This is a genomic window from Chroococcidiopsis sp. (genome assembly GCF_051657925.1).
Classification (GTDB): domain Bacteria; phylum Cyanobacteriota; class Cyanobacteriia; order Cyanobacteriales; family Chroococcidiopsidaceae; genus Chroococcidiopsis.
Genome location: NZ_JBOFLP010000115.1, coordinates 1 through 15,033 on the forward strand (window position 1 = coordinate 1; position 15,033 = coordinate 15,033).

14 protein-coding genes are annotated in these 15,033 nt (G+C 45.0%); 8 read left to right on the forward strand and 6 right to left on the reverse strand.

Annotated elements, in window-relative coordinates:
- The coding region (locus ACRC32_RS08540; protein WP_438553559.1) for an FAD-dependent oxidoreductase at positions 1–665 on the forward strand (665 nt) is incomplete at its 5' end.
- Between the two features lie 101 nt (positions 666–766).
- Here ACRC32_RS08540 and ACRC32_RS08545 read toward each other — a convergent pair.
- From ACRC32_RS08545 to ACRC32_RS08560, 4 genes are all read right to left on the reverse strand, one after another.
- Positions 767–1,387, reverse strand: coding sequence for a cytochrome c oxidase subunit 3 (locus ACRC32_RS08545; protein WP_438553560.1), 621 nt, complete (start codon positions 1,385–1,387; stop codon positions 767–769).
- 3 nt (positions 1,388–1,390) lie between these two features.
- Positions 1,391–1,519 (reverse strand): hypothetical protein, encoded by a 129-nt coding sequence (locus ACRC32_RS08550; protein ID WP_438553561.1) that lies wholly within the window; start codon positions 1,517–1,519, stop codon positions 1,391–1,393.
- 17 nt (positions 1,520–1,536) lie between these two features.
- Positions 1,537–3,282, reverse strand: a complete 1,746-nt coding sequence (ctaD, locus tag ACRC32_RS08555) for a cytochrome c oxidase subunit I (protein WP_438553562.1) — start codon at positions 3,280–3,282, stop codon at positions 1,537–1,539.
- A 103-nt stretch (positions 3,283–3,385) separates the two neighbouring features.
- Entirely contained in the window at positions 3,386–4,471 is a 1,086-nt protein-coding gene (locus ACRC32_RS08560) for a cytochrome c oxidase subunit II (protein WP_438553563.1), read from the reverse strand.
- A 539-nt stretch (positions 4,472–5,010) separates the two neighbouring features.
- On the opposite strand from ACRC32_RS08560, the gene ACRC32_RS08565 reads away from it, so the two are divergent.
- The 5 genes from ACRC32_RS08565 to ACRC32_RS08585 all read left to right on the forward strand — a co-directional run bounded on the left by ACRC32_RS08565 (position 5,011) and on the right by ACRC32_RS08585 (position 9,722).
- Positions 5,011–6,000 carry a COX15/CtaA family protein gene (locus ACRC32_RS08565; RefSeq protein WP_438553564.1) on the forward strand — a complete coding sequence of 330 codons (990 nt, stop codon included), beginning with the start codon at positions 5,011–5,013 and terminating at the stop codon, positions 5,998–6,000.
- Positions 6,001–6,099: 99 nt separating this feature from the next.
- Positions 6,100–7,074 (forward strand): heme o synthase, encoded by a 975-nt coding sequence (locus ACRC32_RS08570; RefSeq protein WP_438553570.1) that lies wholly within the window; start codon positions 6,100–6,102, stop codon positions 7,072–7,074.
- A gap of 125 nt (positions 7,075–7,199) precedes the next feature.
- A complete protein-coding gene (locus ACRC32_RS08575; protein WP_438553565.1) occupies positions 7,200–8,219 on the forward strand; it encodes an ABC transporter ATP-binding protein in 1,020 nt (339 codons plus the stop codon).
- A 183-nt stretch (positions 8,220–8,402) separates the two neighbouring features.
- Entirely contained in the window at positions 8,403–9,299 is an 897-nt protein-coding gene (locus ACRC32_RS08580) for an ABC transporter permease (RefSeq protein WP_438553571.1), read from the forward strand.
- A 3-nt stretch (positions 9,300–9,302) separates the two neighbouring features.
- Positions 9,303–9,722 (forward strand): hypothetical protein, encoded by a 420-nt coding sequence (locus tag ACRC32_RS08585; RefSeq protein WP_438553566.1) that lies wholly within the window; start codon positions 9,303–9,305, stop codon positions 9,720–9,722.
- A gap of 97 nt (positions 9,723–9,819) precedes the next feature.
- Here ACRC32_RS08585 and ACRC32_RS08590 read toward each other — a convergent pair whose 3' ends face one another.
- Positions 9,820–10,257 (reverse strand): peroxiredoxin, encoded by a 438-nt coding sequence (locus ACRC32_RS08590; RefSeq protein ID WP_438553567.1) that lies wholly within the window; start codon positions 10,255–10,257, stop codon positions 9,820–9,822.
- A gap of 664 nt (positions 10,258–10,921) precedes the next feature.
- On the opposite strand from ACRC32_RS08590, the gene ACRC32_RS08595 reads away from it, so the two are divergent.
- Positions 10,922–12,160: a glycosyltransferase gene (locus ACRC32_RS08595; RefSeq protein WP_438553568.1), complete on the forward strand. Its 1,239-nt coding sequence runs from the start codon at positions 10,922–10,924 to the stop codon at positions 12,158–12,160.
- A 58-nt stretch (positions 12,161–12,218) separates the two neighbouring features.
- Positions 12,219–13,262, forward strand: a complete 1,044-nt coding sequence (locus tag ACRC32_RS08600; RefSeq protein ID WP_438553572.1) for a glycosyltransferase family 2 protein — start codon at positions 12,219–12,221, stop codon at positions 13,260–13,262.
- Positions 13,263–13,283: 21 nt separating this feature from the next.
- Here ACRC32_RS08600 and ACRC32_RS08605 read toward each other — a convergent pair whose 3' ends face one another.
- The gene (locus ACRC32_RS08605; RefSeq protein WP_438553569.1) at positions 13,284–14,840 is read right to left on the reverse strand and encodes a TM0106 family RecB-like putative nuclease; all 1,557 of its coding nucleotides are present in this window, start codon (positions 14,838–14,840) and stop codon (positions 13,284–13,286) included.
- Positions 14,841–15,033 lie beyond the last annotated feature (193 nt).

Consider the following 15,033-nt stretch of genomic DNA (forward strand, 5'->3'; position numbering starts at 1 on the left):
ATGAAATTGCACTTTGTGCCGGACAACAGCCAGAACTCGAACAGCTCAATCTAGAAGCAGTGGGGGTGAAAACACAACGCGATCGCCTGCGTTTGAATCAAAAATTGCAAACGACAAATTCACACATTTATGCTTGTGGGGATGCGATCGGCGGTTATCAATTCGCTCATATTGCCAATTACGAAGCTAGAATTGCCCTGCACAACGCTTTACAAAATGCTTTATTTTCTTCTCACTATCGAGTTGATTATCGTAATATTCCTTGGTTAGTCTCTACCGATCCGCCTTTAGCAAGAGTGGGTTTTACAGTAGCTCAAGCTAGACAGAAATATGGCAATGATGTCTTGATATTGCAGCAATATTTTAAAACCTTAACATTAGCCCAAATTCAGGATGAAATGACGGGAATATGTCAATTAGTCGTGCGGCGTAATGGCACGATTTTAGGTGGGGCAATTATTGGCTCTCAAGCAGGGGAGTTAATTAATGTTATTGCTTTAGCGATCGCCCAAAAACTAAAAATTGACGCAATTGCCGATCTCGTTTCCGTCTATCCCAGTTGGGGAGAAATTTTAGCTCAAACTGCCAGCGAGTATCTTTCTACTCCACTAGGTCAAAAAAATTGGCTGCAAAATCTGCTTGCCAAGATAGGGTGCAGGGTGTAGCAATAAGAAAAAACCCCTATGTAGGGGCTAATTTCAACCAAGTGCAAAATGTAAGATATCTTCAGTTTAAATCAGTTAACAGCAGACGACACTAATAACTGTTAAAGCAGATACAACAAACCAAACAGAACAATCCAAACAACATCGACAAAGTGCCAATAAAGTTCGGCGGCTTCTACACCAAAGTGATGCTCTTGACTGTAGTGATTGGTGCGGCGCGATCGCCACAATACCGCTAAAATTGCCAACACGCCAACAGTCACGTGAAGTCCGTGAAAACCAGTCAGAACGTAAAATGCACTGGCAAACAAATTCGTTTTCAGCCCAAATTCTAAATGACTGTATTCGTAGATCTGCCCTGATAGGAAAATAATACCCATCGCCGCTGTAATTGCCATCCAAGTACGCATACCCGTGACATCATTCTTCTTAATCGCGGTATCGGCATTGTGCATCACGAAACTACTAGAAATCAGGATAATAGTGTTGACTCCTGGTAGTAGAAGTTCTAATTCTGGAGTTCCTTCGGGAGGCCAACTGGGTAAAGTGGAGCGATAAGCCAAATACGCGCCAAACATACCAATAAAAATCATGCCCTCTGCGATTAAGAACATGACTAAGCCAAACATCCGAAAATCAGGATGTTCTTCATGATGGGCGGCTTCCGCTTTGTGGTGGTAATTAAGTTCCGTTTTTGCTGGGTCTATAGTTGGACTTTGCATAATTTAGGGAATAGGGAGTAGGGAGTCGGGAAAGAGGGCTGAGGGAACTGAGGAAGCTGAGGAGGCTGAGGGAGAAAAATTATTTCTGTCTCCTGTCTCCTTGTCCTCCTTGTCTCCCTTGTCCTGCTTCATATCTCATCTTTCATCCTTTACTTACGATCTTCAGGATTGGCAGCTACATCTGGATCGGGATCGGCACGTAAAGCCGATTTGGGTCCAGCAGCCAATGCCGGTTCTCTTTCATCAGCCAAGGGGACATCGACCTCAGATTTAGGTCTGTCCATACCGTAGTCGTAAGGACCAGTTGCCAATACGGGGAATCCAGCAAAATTTTCGATCGCAGGTGGCGAGCTTGTCATCCATTCTAAGGTCAGTGCTTCCCAAGGATTGTTACCAGCTTTGGGACCGTACATCCAACTCCAAATTGCATTGATGATAAACGGTACAGTGGAGATAGCTAGCAAGTAAGCCCCCATCGTACAGACAAAGTTCAGCGTGGCAAACTTGGCATCATACTCGGCAATCCGGCGGTTCATGCCCATCAGTCCGAGTTTGTGCATCGGTAAGAAACACAAGTTCATCCCGACATACATCAAAGCGAAATGAACCTTACCCCAGAATTCATTCATCATCCGTCCCGTCATTTTGGGATACCAGTGGTAAATTCCAGCATAGATCCCAAATACCGAGCCACCAAATAGAACGTAGTGCAGGTGGGCGACGACAAAATAGGTATCGTGAACGTGGATGTCGAACGGTACGGCAGCTAGCATTACGCCACTGATCCCGCCGATGACGAACAGGCTGACAAAGCCGATCGCGAACAGCATCGCACTGTTGAGGCGAATTTTACCACCCCACATCGTCCCCAACCAACTGAAAACTTTGATCCCCGTAGGTACGGCGATGATCATAGTCGTGATCATGAAGAACATCCGCAACCAACCAGGAATACCGCTGGTAAACATGTGGTGCGCCCAGACGATCAATCCCAAAAAGCTAATTGCCAAACTCGAATAAGCGATCGCTTTATAACCGAAAATTGGTTTGCGGGAGTGAACGGGAATCACCTCAGAAATGATCCCGAAAAAGGGCAAAATCATGATGTACACCGCAGGGTGCGAGTAGAACCAAAACATATGTTGGTAAACTACCGGATCGCCGCCCCCTGTGGGATTAAAAAATGCCGTGCCAGCAAATAAGTCGAAAGATAGCAGAATCAAAGCACCTGCTAAAACTGGTGTAGAAACGAGCGTCAAGGCAGAAGTCGCCAGCATTGCCCAACAGAATAGGGGCATTTGCGTCGTACTCATACCTGGTGTCCGCATCTTCAACAAAGTGACGAGGAAATTAATTGCCCCCAAAATTGAAGAAGTTCCTAACAGCAAAACGCTGATAATCCAAATCCCCTCGCCTAATTGTCCCGTTACCAAACTGAGGGGAGGATAAGAAGTCCAGCCAGCGTCAGCAGCGTCGCCCAAGACTAAACTACTGATGAGTAAGATTCCCCCTGGTGGGATCATCCAAAATGCGACCGCGTTCAAGCGCGGAAATGCCATATCTTTCGCCCCAATCATCAAGGGAATCAGGAAGTTGGCAAAACCTGCCCCTGCTGGCACGATCCACAAAAAGATCATGATCGTGGCATGGAGTGTAAACAAGCTGTTATACACTTCGCGACTGACAAAATCGACTTCGGGCGTTCTCAGTTCCGTCCGCACCATGTCAGCCATTACGCCGCCGATACAGTAGAAAATAAACGTCGTCACCAGGTATTGAATGGCGATTACCTTATGGTCAGTATTAAAAGTAAAGTAATCGCGCCACTTTCTTTCCCCTGGTTCTGCTTCCAAGATAGATAAGTTAGCCGATCGTTGGATTTGTGCTTGAGTCATAGCAAAAAAAGGGAGTAGGGAGTAGGGAGTAGGGAGTAGGGAGTGAAGAATAAAGCAATTTTATAACTTAGCCCTCACTCCTCACTCCTCGCTCCTCACCCCTCTAGTGATGGTGAAGTTGATGAAGGGTTTCGGGCTGAATTCCCATTTGCGCGGTGTAGGGGGAGAGAAATTCAGCGGGGGAACGATCTGCGGCATTTAGAGCGATCGCCTGTTCTAGGTTGCCTTGAGTTGCGACTTGTTGTTCCTGCATCCACTTGTCAAAGTTTTCTGGTGTTTCCACAATAAACTTGGTATTCATCGCTCCGTGATAAGGACCGCAAAGTTCAGCACAGATCACTTTGTATTCCCCTACAATTTTTGGGGTGAAGCGAATTTCACTTTGTCTACCAGGAATGACATCTTGTTTTAAACGCAATTCTGGAACCCAGAAGGCGTGGATGACATCGTTCGCTGTCATGTCTAGTTTCACCTCTTTACCAGCAGGGACGTGCAATTCGCTAGCCACAACGCCCGTATCTGGATAGGTGAAAATCCAAGCATATTGCAAGCCAGTGACGTTAACTGCAAGCCCTGGGACTTTTCCTTCGTTACCTGGGCTAGCACCGATGCCAGGAGATACTATACCCATACCAGGAGCATCGCGTTTTTGAGGAATTTGGTCGGAGTTGCGGACGGAGGCGGTGGCTGGATCTGACATTGCCTCATCCGATTTGATTTGATTTGCGTTAGGTGCGGTGCTAGGCGGTGTATCGTTCAATGTTGCCGCAATTGCTGCTCCTGGCATTTTCATTGCTTGCCCAGCAATAGGGGCTTCGTGAGCGCTGTGGGGATCGAAACCACCAATTTCGTTGTAGACATCAAAGCTGTAGATCGATAAGCCGATGACAATAATTGCCGGGATCGCCGTCCACAGAATTTCTAGAGGAATATTACCGAACACGGGAGGCGCGTCAGTGTTATCGCCTTGGCGACGGCGAAACTTAAAGGCAGCATAGATCAATATGCCTTGTACCAGCACAAACAGACCCGTGCCAATCGTCATCATTGTGTCGAACAGCCCATCAACCAAAGTGGCTTCATCTGAGGCTGCCGTGGGTAGTAAGCCGTGATTTTGACCGTACCACAGGCTGGTCAGGGTCAAGACGATGCCAATTAATAGCGTCCAAATAGAACTAGGAATGTTCACGGTTCAGGATTTAATGAATTTTCACTTCTTAACAATTAGCTACACTCACTTACCAAGGTAGTGCAGCCAGCCCAAAACCTGCCGATCCTCAAGTTAATTTTTTCTGATTTTTTTGGAACTTTTCTGTGGTTAGAGCAGGGAGATGAGGGGTTAGGGGACAAGTCACAAGTCACAAGTCACAAGTCAAAATTAATTGGTCTCTGATAACAGACGTTACATGTAACGTCTCTACACTGGTCACTGATAACTGATAACTGACAACTGATTCCCGTCTCAACCGAATCGACTACCTAAGCGAATCTAGCTCAAGTTTGAGTTGGTTATCCATAAACCATGAACAAATGTAACGGAGTAGAACAATTTAAAAATCTCTAAAGCTTAGGGGTTAAGCTACGGCAATCCGGCACATTAGGTATATGGCTAACCAAATCACCTCGCGACGATGCGCTAGGGTGGAAGGTGAGCTAGCACTTACATATTTGTAAATACTTGGTTAGATACTGGCAACCCTTTGAAGACAGGCAATTAAGGTACAGTCCATGACTGAGTTCGTCCTGCAAAGACAAAACACAGACACAATCGAGCAGTCCCAGCCACGGGAAAGGATTCGGCGGTTGGTGTGGAAATTATGCGTAGCAACTTTGATTTTGATGGCGATTGGTAGTGCTACGCGGGTAATGAATGCTGGGTTAGCTTGCCCAGACTGGCCCCTGTGTTACGGTACGCTCGTACCAACTCAACAGATGAATTTTCAAGTATTTTTAGAGTGGTTTCATCGCCTAGATGCAGCTTTAATCGGGCTAGGGGCGATCGCGCTAACAGTTGTGAGTTGGTGGAACCGTAACTTTCTCCCCCGCTGGCTACCTTGGGCGGCGATCTTTGCCCTTAGCCTGATTGTCTTTCAAGGGGTTTTGGGCGGATTGACAGTTACAGAATTACTACGGTTCGATATTGTCACCGCGCATCTGGGGACGGCGCTATTATTCTTTACCGCATTACTGGTTATTGGCACGGCACTCACGCCTTATCAAGGAACTGGTAACGCAGGTAAATTGGCTTGGTTGGGATTGGCTGCTGCTGTGTTAGTCTACGTGCAAAGTTTGCTTGGCGCATTGGTAGGTTCGCGCTGGGCGCTACACCAATGCTTAACCGGACAGCAATTGTGTAGTGTCATGTACAGTCACATCGGGGGTGTGGTTCCCCCAACGCTAGCCACCTTGGTTTTAGTGTTACTATCTTGGCGAACTCCGGCTTTGCATCCCGCGTTGCGCCGACTGGCAAACATGGCTGGCGGACTAGTCGTACTGCAAATTCTTTTAGGAATTGCTACCTTCCGCTTGCATTTACAAGTAGAACCACTGACCGTATCGCACCAGTTTGTCGGCGCAGCCTTACTAGGTGTTTTGGTTGGCTACACTGTACTGGCAATTCGCGATGCCTCCAGCGGTATGCTCTTCGACCATGCTGCGCAAACGCGAAGCGACCATCGCGGTTACAGCAATCAGTTATCAGTTATCAGCGACCAGTGACCAGTTATTAGGGAGCAGGGAGCAGTTGATTTTGACTTCTGGCTTCTGACTTCTGATACTGTGTTGGTTTCAAAATAAACGGAATTTGGTGTGAATTTTATGATCGGGGCAGATGTCTCTAGACACCATCAAAACTTTCTTCAAGTCATTCATAGCTACTATCAGCTAACTAAGCCGAGGATTATACCTCTACTTCTGATTACTACTGCTGGCAGTATGTGGATTGCAGCCCAAGGACGAGTCGATCCAAAATTGCTCGTCGTCACCCTAGTTGGAGGAACATTTGCTGCCGCTGCTGCCCAAACCGTCAACTGTATTTACGATCGCGATATCGACTATGCGATGGAACGCACTCGCCACCGTCCAATTCCTTCAGGACGAGTGCAGTCGCACCACGCCCTCCTCTTTGCGATCGCCTTAGCAGTCATTTCTTTCTCACTCTTAGCAGTGTTTGCTAACTTGCTAGCTGCTCTGTTAGCAATGTCTGGCATCGTTTTCTACATTGCCATATATACCCATTTTCTCAAACGTCATACTCCCCAAAATATCGTCATTGGTGGTGCAGCAGGGGCAATTCCAGCCCTAGTTGGTTGGGCAGCGGTGACAGGCACTTTAAGCTGGACGGCTTGGACGCTTTTCGCCATTGTCTTTCTGTGGACACCCCCCCATTTCTGGGCGCTAGCGTTGATGATCCGCGAAGACTACGCCAAAGTAGGCGTACCGATGTTACCAGTTGTAGCAGGCGACGAGGCTACAGCAAAGCAGATTTGGTTTTACACCTTAATTCTGATCCCCGCTACGTTCTTACTTATTTATCCCCTACAATCGTGCGGTTCGATCTACGGCGCGATCGCTCTCATCCTCGGCAGCATCTTCGTGCAAAAAGCTTGGCTGTTATGGCACAATCCCACCTGTAAAACTCAAGCGCGATCGCTATTCCTCTACTCCATCCTTTACATGATGCTATTGTGTGCGGGCATGGTGGTCGATAGCCTACCCTTCACCCACCAGGTTGCAAACGCTTTAGCTTCCAGCTTAAACACCATCATCAGCACGATTCTCATTTCTAGATAGTGGTGCTTTGACTAGTGGCTAGTCAATCTATTTTCTAGCCACTAGTCACTACTCACTACTCACTCTTCTATGATGAAGACAGGAAGTATTTAGATTTGTATCGCTGCTAGCGAGAAGAAGCTCCTATGGCTCCTGCTGTTTTCATCCAAAATTTGCAAAAGCGTTATGGCAGTGTTGAGGCTGTCAAAGATATCTCCTTTGCGATCGAAGCTGGGGAGATTTTTGGTCTCCTCGGTCCCAACGGTGCGGGTAAAACTACAACCTTGCGCATCTTGTGTACCCTCTCTACACCAGATGCAGGAGTAGTAGAAGTTTCTGGAATTTCAGTAGTAGATAACCCTAGAGCCGCTAGGCGAAGATTGGGATATGTAGCCCAAGAAGTCGCCCTCGATAAAGTGTTGACTGGACGCGAGTTGCTGCAATTACAAGCGTCTCTCTACCACATACCTAGTAAACTAGTCAAACAGCGGGTGGACACGGTATTAAATTTACTCGGCCTGCAGGAGTACGCAGACAAAAAGACAGGAACGTACTCCGGTGGATTGCGTAAGCGTCTAGACTTAGCAGCAGGCTTGCTACACGCTCCCGATGTTTTGGTATTGGACGAACCAACCGTTGGACTGGATATTGAAAGCCGTTTTGTCGTGTGGGATTTTTTACGCCAACTGCGCGAACTAGGAACTACCGTCTTAATCACCAGCCACTACCTAGAAGAAATTGACGCATTAGCCGATCGCGTAGCAATTATCGATCGCGGTTTAGTTATTGCTTCCGGTACGCCTTCCCAATTGAAAGACAAAGTAGGAGGCGATCGCATTACCCTCCGCATCCGCGAGTTTTCTCCCCCAGAAGAAGCAGAAAAAGCTAAACAAATGCTGACAGCGCTGCCTTTCGTCCAAGAAGCGATCGTTAATAGCGCTCAAGGTAATTCGCTCAATCTCGTTGTCACACCCCAAGCAGAAGCTTTAACTCAAATTGAGGCAACGATGAAATCTGCTGGTTTGCCCATTTTTGGCATTTCCCAATCTCGCCCTAGTTTAGATGATGTTTACCTCGCCGCCACAGGTCGCACTCTGATGGATGCCGAACTCGCCGCCGCCGGAAGCCGCGATCCCAAAGCAGAAAGAAAACAAAATATGAGATGAAGTCGTAAGTTGTAGGGGCGGGTTTACCGCTAAATATCTACTTCAAACCAAGATTTTTTGGGAAAACTCGCCCGTACAGAAGCCAATAGTCAAAACTAATAATAACTAACTATCGAGTACCACAAATGACAAATGACAAATGACAAATGACAAATGACCAATTACCAATTACCAAACAATAATATGAGCAGCACTTTTATACCTCCAAAATCTGATGCTAGTTGGCAACAATTGGCATCGACGGCAGTTCAAAAAGAAGATACTCCTAACTGGTTAGGAGAGATAGTCCAAGAAACTTTGGCACTCACTCGCCGCCTTTTCATCCAGTTGCAGCGCCGCCCTTCAACTTTAATTGCTGGAATTATTCAACCTGTCATGTGGTTGATTCTATTTGGTGCTTTGTTTCAAAATGCTCCTAAAGGAATGTTTGGAGATAGCAGCAATTACGGTCAATTTTTAAGTGCTGGCGTGATCGTTTTTACTGCTTTTGGGGGAGCGCTAAATGCAGGATTACCAGTCATGTTCGATCGCGAATTCGGCTTTTTAAACCGCTTGTTAGTCGCTCCTCTGGCTTCGCGCTTCTCGATTGTTTTAGCTTCAACTATTTTTATTGTCAGTCAAAGTTTGTTGCAAGCAGCGGTAATTGTGGCGGCAGCTGCCTTTTTGGGCGCTGGTTTGCCCAATCTAGCTGGTTTGGGTGCGATCGCTTTAATTATTTTACTGCTGGCTTTGGGCGTAACAGCTTTAAGTCTCGGTTTAGCCTTCGCCTTACCAGGACATATAGAACTGATTGCCGTCATTTTCGTGACTCAACTGCCCTTGCTATTTGCTAGCACAGCTCTCGCGCCTTTGTCTTTTATGCCTAAGTGGTTGCAAATTGTCGCAACAATTAACCCATTAAGCTATGCGATCGAACCGATTCGCTATCTCTATCTACACAATAGCTGGAACTTAGGTGATGTAGTTATGCAAGCGCCTTGGGGTGCAGTGACATTTGGCGGAGCTATACTGATGTTGGTCGGTTTTAGCTTCGTAGCTGTGCTGAGCATTCAACCTTTACTGCGGCGGACTTTGGCATAAGGTATGAAGCCTACCTATTCTCCTATTTTCAGTTATGTGAGCCATCACTCCATGAAAATCTCTGCTTCCTCTCTAACAAAAATCTTTTTCGGTGCAGTAGTAGGAATGAGCTTAGCTACCTTATTACTACCACAACTCACTTGGGCGCAAGCAACCACAGATGCCGAACCTCTACGGGATTTGAATCAGGAACAAAACCGCGATCCCTTTTCTCGTGGTGATACTGGCGATGCTATGAGCGGTCTAATGGATATTATGCACCGCGCTCAAATGGGCAATATTCGCTCTGCGGGAGATTTTGCAACCGAGCAAAATCAGTCTTTGGACGATGCCGCTGCTAAGTTTCGCCAGCAGCAGCTACAAAGGATACAGCAAAATCCATCGCAGCCCAATAATCCTACTAATCAACCCAGGCAGCAGTAAATAGAAAGTAGTAGAGGCGGGTTTCATCCAAAGTATTTATTTTCTTTTCTGGGAAACCCGCCTGAATGAGAATTCCTATTTTTCAATTCCGAATTCTCTACAATCCTAATGCTCCTAGTACGTCACTCGCATGAGTTGTCGTATTAATGCTGCTATCGACGTGGATAATCTTACCGTTACCATCAATTACGTAAGTCACGCGCTTAGCATAGCCGCCACCGTCAACGTCATAGGCTTTAACTAAAGTTTGCTGAGTGTCAGCTAAAAGGGGAAAATTAAGCCCGTATTTCTCAGTGAACTGTTGATGAGACTGCTCGTCATCAACGCTTACACCTAAAATTACAACGTCTTTGTTATCGTAGGTTTGCTTGGCATCTCGGAAACTACAAGCTTGTTTCGTACAGCCCGGTGTATCGTCTTTTGGATAGAAGTACAAAACTACAGTTTTACCAGCAAAATCAGATAAGGAGACTGTATTACCATTAGTATCTTTGACTGTAAATGTAGGTGCTTGCGTACCAACTGCTAAAGCCATAAGTTTCAGTATCTCCCTAAAATTTGATTGAATCTACTAACAGTAAACATATCTTATCTATCACTATTATTTTGGCGATCGAAAAAGAGTTTACTGTATTTCCTATCTTGCTTATTTTATCAATAATTGTTATCTTTTTTAACTCTATTTTTTTAACATAATGTCTTAACACTCAGCGATCGCGAGAGATCCGTTCGGTGGCTACTAGCTTCAAGGGCTGCTTTGTCAAGCATCCCAGTATACATAATTATTAATTTTCAACTATAAATTTTTGCGTCTAAATTATCTAAGAGTTTTCTCACATTAATTTTATAGAAAACTGATTCATATCTTATTCAATATCTTATTGAAAACTATCAGCTTGCTTTACTTTGTCTTTAAAACAGAAAAAAAGATAAAACTTGTAGCAAGCCTTACCGATTATTAAGGATAGAAATAAACGATCGAGGTTTGCCAAATTCAACTAGCATTAGACTCGTTTTGATTTTTTCCTCTAGGAATTTTGGGTAACTTGTGAGATTATACAATTGCTCCTGCAATTTGAGAAAAGATATAAGAAATCCGTTTATTCTCCCCCTAACTCGTAGTTCCCGATTGCTTCATTAGCATCAGTATTCTATAGACAGTAACAAAATTTTTATCTTAAAATCCCCGCTCGATCTCTATGCTAAAAGTAGCATTTATTGTCAATCACTTTCCTTTACTTTCAGAAACCTTTATTCTTAACCAAATTACCGGACTCCTAGAACGCGGACATCAAGTAGACATATATACTTGCACTCCAGGTGATTTGAATAAAGTACATCCCGACGTAGAAAAATATTGTTTATTGGAACGCACTTATTATCTACCAGAGATTCCCCAAAACTTTCTGAGGCGATCGCTCAAAGCAATTGGTTTACTGAGTATAAATTTTACGAAAGCACCTGCTAAACTACTGCGATCGCTTAATGGTTTCAAGTATGGCAAATCGGCGACTTCTTTACGATTATTTTATGCCGCGATCGCTGGTGCAGACAAAAGAGCATATGATATCGTTCACTGTCAGTTTGGAACTTTAAGTTTTTGGGGTATGCTGTTTCGGACAATTAATGCTCCTCAAGCCAAATTAATCGTATCGTTTCGCGGTTACGATATCAGCCAATTCATTCAAGAACATGGCGATCGCATTTACGATCGCACCTTTATAGAAGCCGATCTCTTTCTGCCAAATTGCGATTTTTTTAAACGCCGTCTCCTCAAACTCGGTTGTGACGAAAAAAAAATCTGCGTCCATTACTCAGGAATTGATTGCGATCGTTTCCAATATACACCCCGCTATCGTCATTCTAATCAGAAAATATGTATTGCTACCATTGGGCGTTTAGTAGAAAAGAAGGGAATCGAATACAGTATTCGCGCTATAGCTAAAATAGTAAAATTTTGTCCTAATTTAGAATATAAAATCGTTGGCTGCGGTGCTTTACAAACAGAACTAGAACAACTGATCCAAGAGCTAGACTTAACTAATATCGTACATTTATTAGGTAAAAAAGATCGGCAGGAAATCATTGAAGTTTTGCAAGCATCTCACATATTTATAGCTCCTAGTATTACAGCCCGCGATGGCAATCAAGATGCCCCTGTTAATGTTTTAAAAGAAGCAATGGCGATCGGCTTACCAGTCATTAGCACCTATCACGGAGGAATTCCAGAGCTTGTAGAAGATGGTGTTTCTGGGTTTCTAGTTCCAGAAAGAGATGCAGAGGCGATCGCCTCAAAGTTACAATATTTAATTGCAAATCCAGAGATATGGAATATTATAGGTGCAGCTGGTCGCGAACGAGTAGAAAAATATTTTAATATGCAAAACCTTAACGACGAACTTGTCTATATTTATCAAAAAGTGAGTAGTGAAGAGTGACTAGTGACGAGTGGCTAGATACTCACAAATGACAAATGACAAATAACAAATGACAAACATGAGTTTACCCAAAGTTACAATTATAGCAACTCCTCGCGAACGTTTTAGTTATACTAAAGAGTCTTTAGAAAGTCTATACGAACATACGCAAATTCCTTTTAAATTAGTTTATATTGATGGTAACTCTCCTAGAAAAGTACGCCAATATTTAGAGGAACAAGCGCGAGTTAGAAACTTTCAAATTATCAGAACAGATTACTATCTTTCTCCCAATCAAGCTAGAAATATAGGCTTGCGTCAAGTGGATACTCCATATGTTGTATTCGCTGACAATGATGTGGTTGTTTCCCCTGGTTGGCTTGAAAATTTAGTGCAGTGTGCTGAAGAAACACAAGCTACAGTCGTTGGACCATTGATGTGTCAGGATTTACCAATACATGAAATTGTCCACTTTGCAGGTGGCGAATCTCATATTTGGGTTGACAAAAACAAAGCAACTCCCAGACGCAGGTTGCGAGAAAAGATGTACAAGCAGGGAAAACGAGTCGTAGAAGTCCGCGATCGCCTACACCGTAAAGAAACTGAATTAGCAGAATTTCACTGCGTTCTCGTGCGTACAGAGATTTTTTCCCGCATTGGTTTGTTAGATGAAGCCATGCTGAACACGAAAGAACATCTAGACTTTTGCATGAGTGTCAGGGAGGCGGGAGGTAAAGTCTATTTTGAACCCAGCAGCCTTGTCACTTACGTACCAGGACCACCTTTAGAATGGACGGACTTACACTTTTATATGCTGCGTTGGAGTGATGCATGGACATTAGCGAGTTTGCATCGCTTGCGTGACAAGTGGAATTTAGCTGAAGATGCTTACTTTCTACAAAAATACAAACAATTAGGTTGGCGGCGGCGATGGACAATCGTTCATCCCCTCAGCCACCGCCTCACCTTTGGGATCAAAAGCCACTGGCTAGAAAAAATTCTCGTTCCCCTCGATCGCATCTTAAATCGTTACTTGACATCAAGCCACGCTCGACAACAGCAAAAATTTCAACTGCAACCGCAACAAACTAACGACGTACAGGACAACGGTTTCGCAGCTTGAAATCAGGAAGAGAAACGCCAGCTAAGATACTAAAGAAACTCGCTCTAAATCCGTTTCTAATTCCCGCTTGATGAAAGTTTCTAACCAATCTTTTACCAGACGAGTCGCGCGACAGTCATCTTCGTTGTAACGTTCAATTGCTTCGAGAAAAGAGCGATCGCCTGTTGCTAACCAGCGATCGTACCAATAAATACACTGCGAACCGTGCGCTTGAGGATCGCGCCATTCAAACCCAATCCAACGAGCGATCGCTTTGAGAGCATAACTTTCAATTGGTAGCACCACAGTTTGGGCGATCTGCTCGTAAATATCAACACAGCGATCGACGATCGATCTAACTTGTTCTGCTGGTGTCCGATAAAGTTGAGCCAAGCGTCTAATTGTATCAACTTCATACGAGAAAAAATGAAAAATGGGCGCTTGTGGATAGCGCCCAACGATGTCTAAAAATTGTTGCCAAATCGTGCTTTCATCTGACTGTGTTTCTGCTAATAAAGAATGAAAAGTTTCCGTTTGCTTCAGGCGATCGACCACCAACACTCCTAACATGTAATCGAGATTTAGATCTGGCTGTGCCTCAATATCAAAGTAGATTTCAATGGGATTTGGTAATTGGTAATTGGTAATTGGTAATTGCTCCCCTGCTCCTCTGCCCCTCTGCTCCCTCTGCCCCTCTGCTCTCTTGTCCCCCTGCTCCCTGCTCCCTGCTCCCTGCTCCCTTAAAAGCGAAATCGGACGATTTTCCAAGACTGACTGCGCTTGCAATACCAAATGATGAGCTATCTTTTTGTCAAAGCCTCGTAGACTGGCTAAATTGGATGAGTTAGCTCCAGCCAAAGATTCTAGCGTGACGAGATCGATCTCCTGTAACTCTTTATAACGATTGGGTGTTACCCCAGGCAGTAAAGACAAATGTTGTTCAGATCTGGCAACGCCAGAGCAATAACTATACCAACGGCATAAACTGCATCGCTGGCGAGATATAAAGACTTCTGGTGCTTGAGGTGCTGCTAGTGTTTGGACGCACTCGGCAAAAATCTGCTGCATCTGCGGCAGTATTCTAGCTAAACTTACCTCATACATCTCTTTCCGGCGCAAGAGCAACCAGGCTCGATCTGGTGTAGTCTCCTGCACCATGCCCAACGCCTGTCCGTGAAAAGCAGCTACAACTTGATATTCCAGTTTGGGGCGCTTGCCTAATTCAATTTGGGCTGGAATATACATCCAATTTCCAAAAATCGATTGCCCTGGTTGTTTAATTAACAAATCGGGACGGCTGAGCAGCGTTACATCTTCTGAAGTGCGGGCGATTATAACTCCTCTATAAATCTGCTCTACACCCTGTTGCATTAACTGCCAAGTTGCTGTTGCTCCTGCTTGCCAATCCTCTTTAGAATACTGAGGTTGCTGATAAATCCGTCCTGCCATCATGCTCTGTCTATGCTCGAACTTGTCCTGTTGTAACTTCAGCAACAGTTCGCTAGGAGCATCTTTAAGCGCCAAATCTCCGTGGCGATCGAGAAATGGGCGACGATTACAACGTTGGTATTGTAGCAGCAGCTCAGCAGTCATTAGCATAGCTCTAGCGTAACAGGAAAACTAGGGGTTAGGGGTTGAGAAGAAAAGGGAACAAGTGAGAAGTCGTAAGTAGAGAATTAACTGGTCAGGAGTCACTGCTCCCTGCTCCCTGCTCCCTGCTCCCTGCTCCCTGCTCCCTGCTCCCTGCTCCCTGCTCCCTGCTCCCTGCTCCCTGCTCCTGCTCTCTGCTCCC

Excerpts from the sequence above, each read along its gene's own strand:
- ACRC32_RS08545 (WP_438553560.1), bottom strand. The coding sequence starts at position 1,387 with ATGCAAAGTCCAACTATAGACCCAGCAAAAACGGAACTTAATTACCAC.
- ACRC32_RS08550 (WP_438553561.1), bottom strand. The coding sequence starts at position 1,519 with ATGAAGCAGGACAAGGGAGACAAGGAGGACAAGGAGACAGGAGACAGA.
- ctaD (WP_438553562.1), bottom strand. The coding sequence starts at position 3,282 with ATGACTCAAGCACAAATCCAACGATCGGCTAACTTATCTATCTTGGAA.
- ACRC32_RS08565 (WP_438553564.1), top strand. The coding sequence starts at position 5,011 with ATGACTGAGTTCGTCCTGCAAAGACAAAACACAGACACAATCGAGCAG.
- ACRC32_RS08570 (WP_438553570.1), top strand. The coding sequence starts at position 6,100 with ATGATCGGGGCAGATGTCTCTAGACACCATCAAAACTTTCTTCAAGTC.
- ACRC32_RS08575 (WP_438553565.1), top strand. The coding sequence starts at position 7,200 with ATGGCTCCTGCTGTTTTCATCCAAAATTTGCAAAAGCGTTATGGCAGT.
- ACRC32_RS08580 (WP_438553571.1), top strand. The coding sequence starts at position 8,403 with ATGAGCAGCACTTTTATACCTCCAAAATCTGATGCTAGTTGGCAACAA.
- ACRC32_RS08585 (WP_438553566.1), top strand. The coding sequence starts at position 9,303 with ATGAAGCCTACCTATTCTCCTATTTTCAGTTATGTGAGCCATCACTCC.
- ACRC32_RS08590 (WP_438553567.1), bottom strand. The coding sequence starts at position 10,257 with ATGGCTTTAGCAGTTGGTACGCAAGCACCTACATTTACAGTCAAAGAT.
- ACRC32_RS08595 (WP_438553568.1), top strand. The coding sequence starts at position 10,922 with ATGCTAAAAGTAGCATTTATTGTCAATCACTTTCCTTTACTTTCAGAA.
- ACRC32_RS08600 (WP_438553572.1), top strand. The coding sequence starts at position 12,219 with ATGAGTTTACCCAAAGTTACAATTATAGCAACTCCTCGCGAACGTTTT.
- ACRC32_RS08605 (WP_438553569.1), bottom strand. The coding sequence starts at position 14,840 with ATGCTAATGACTGCTGAGCTGCTGCTACAATACCAACGTTGTAATCGT.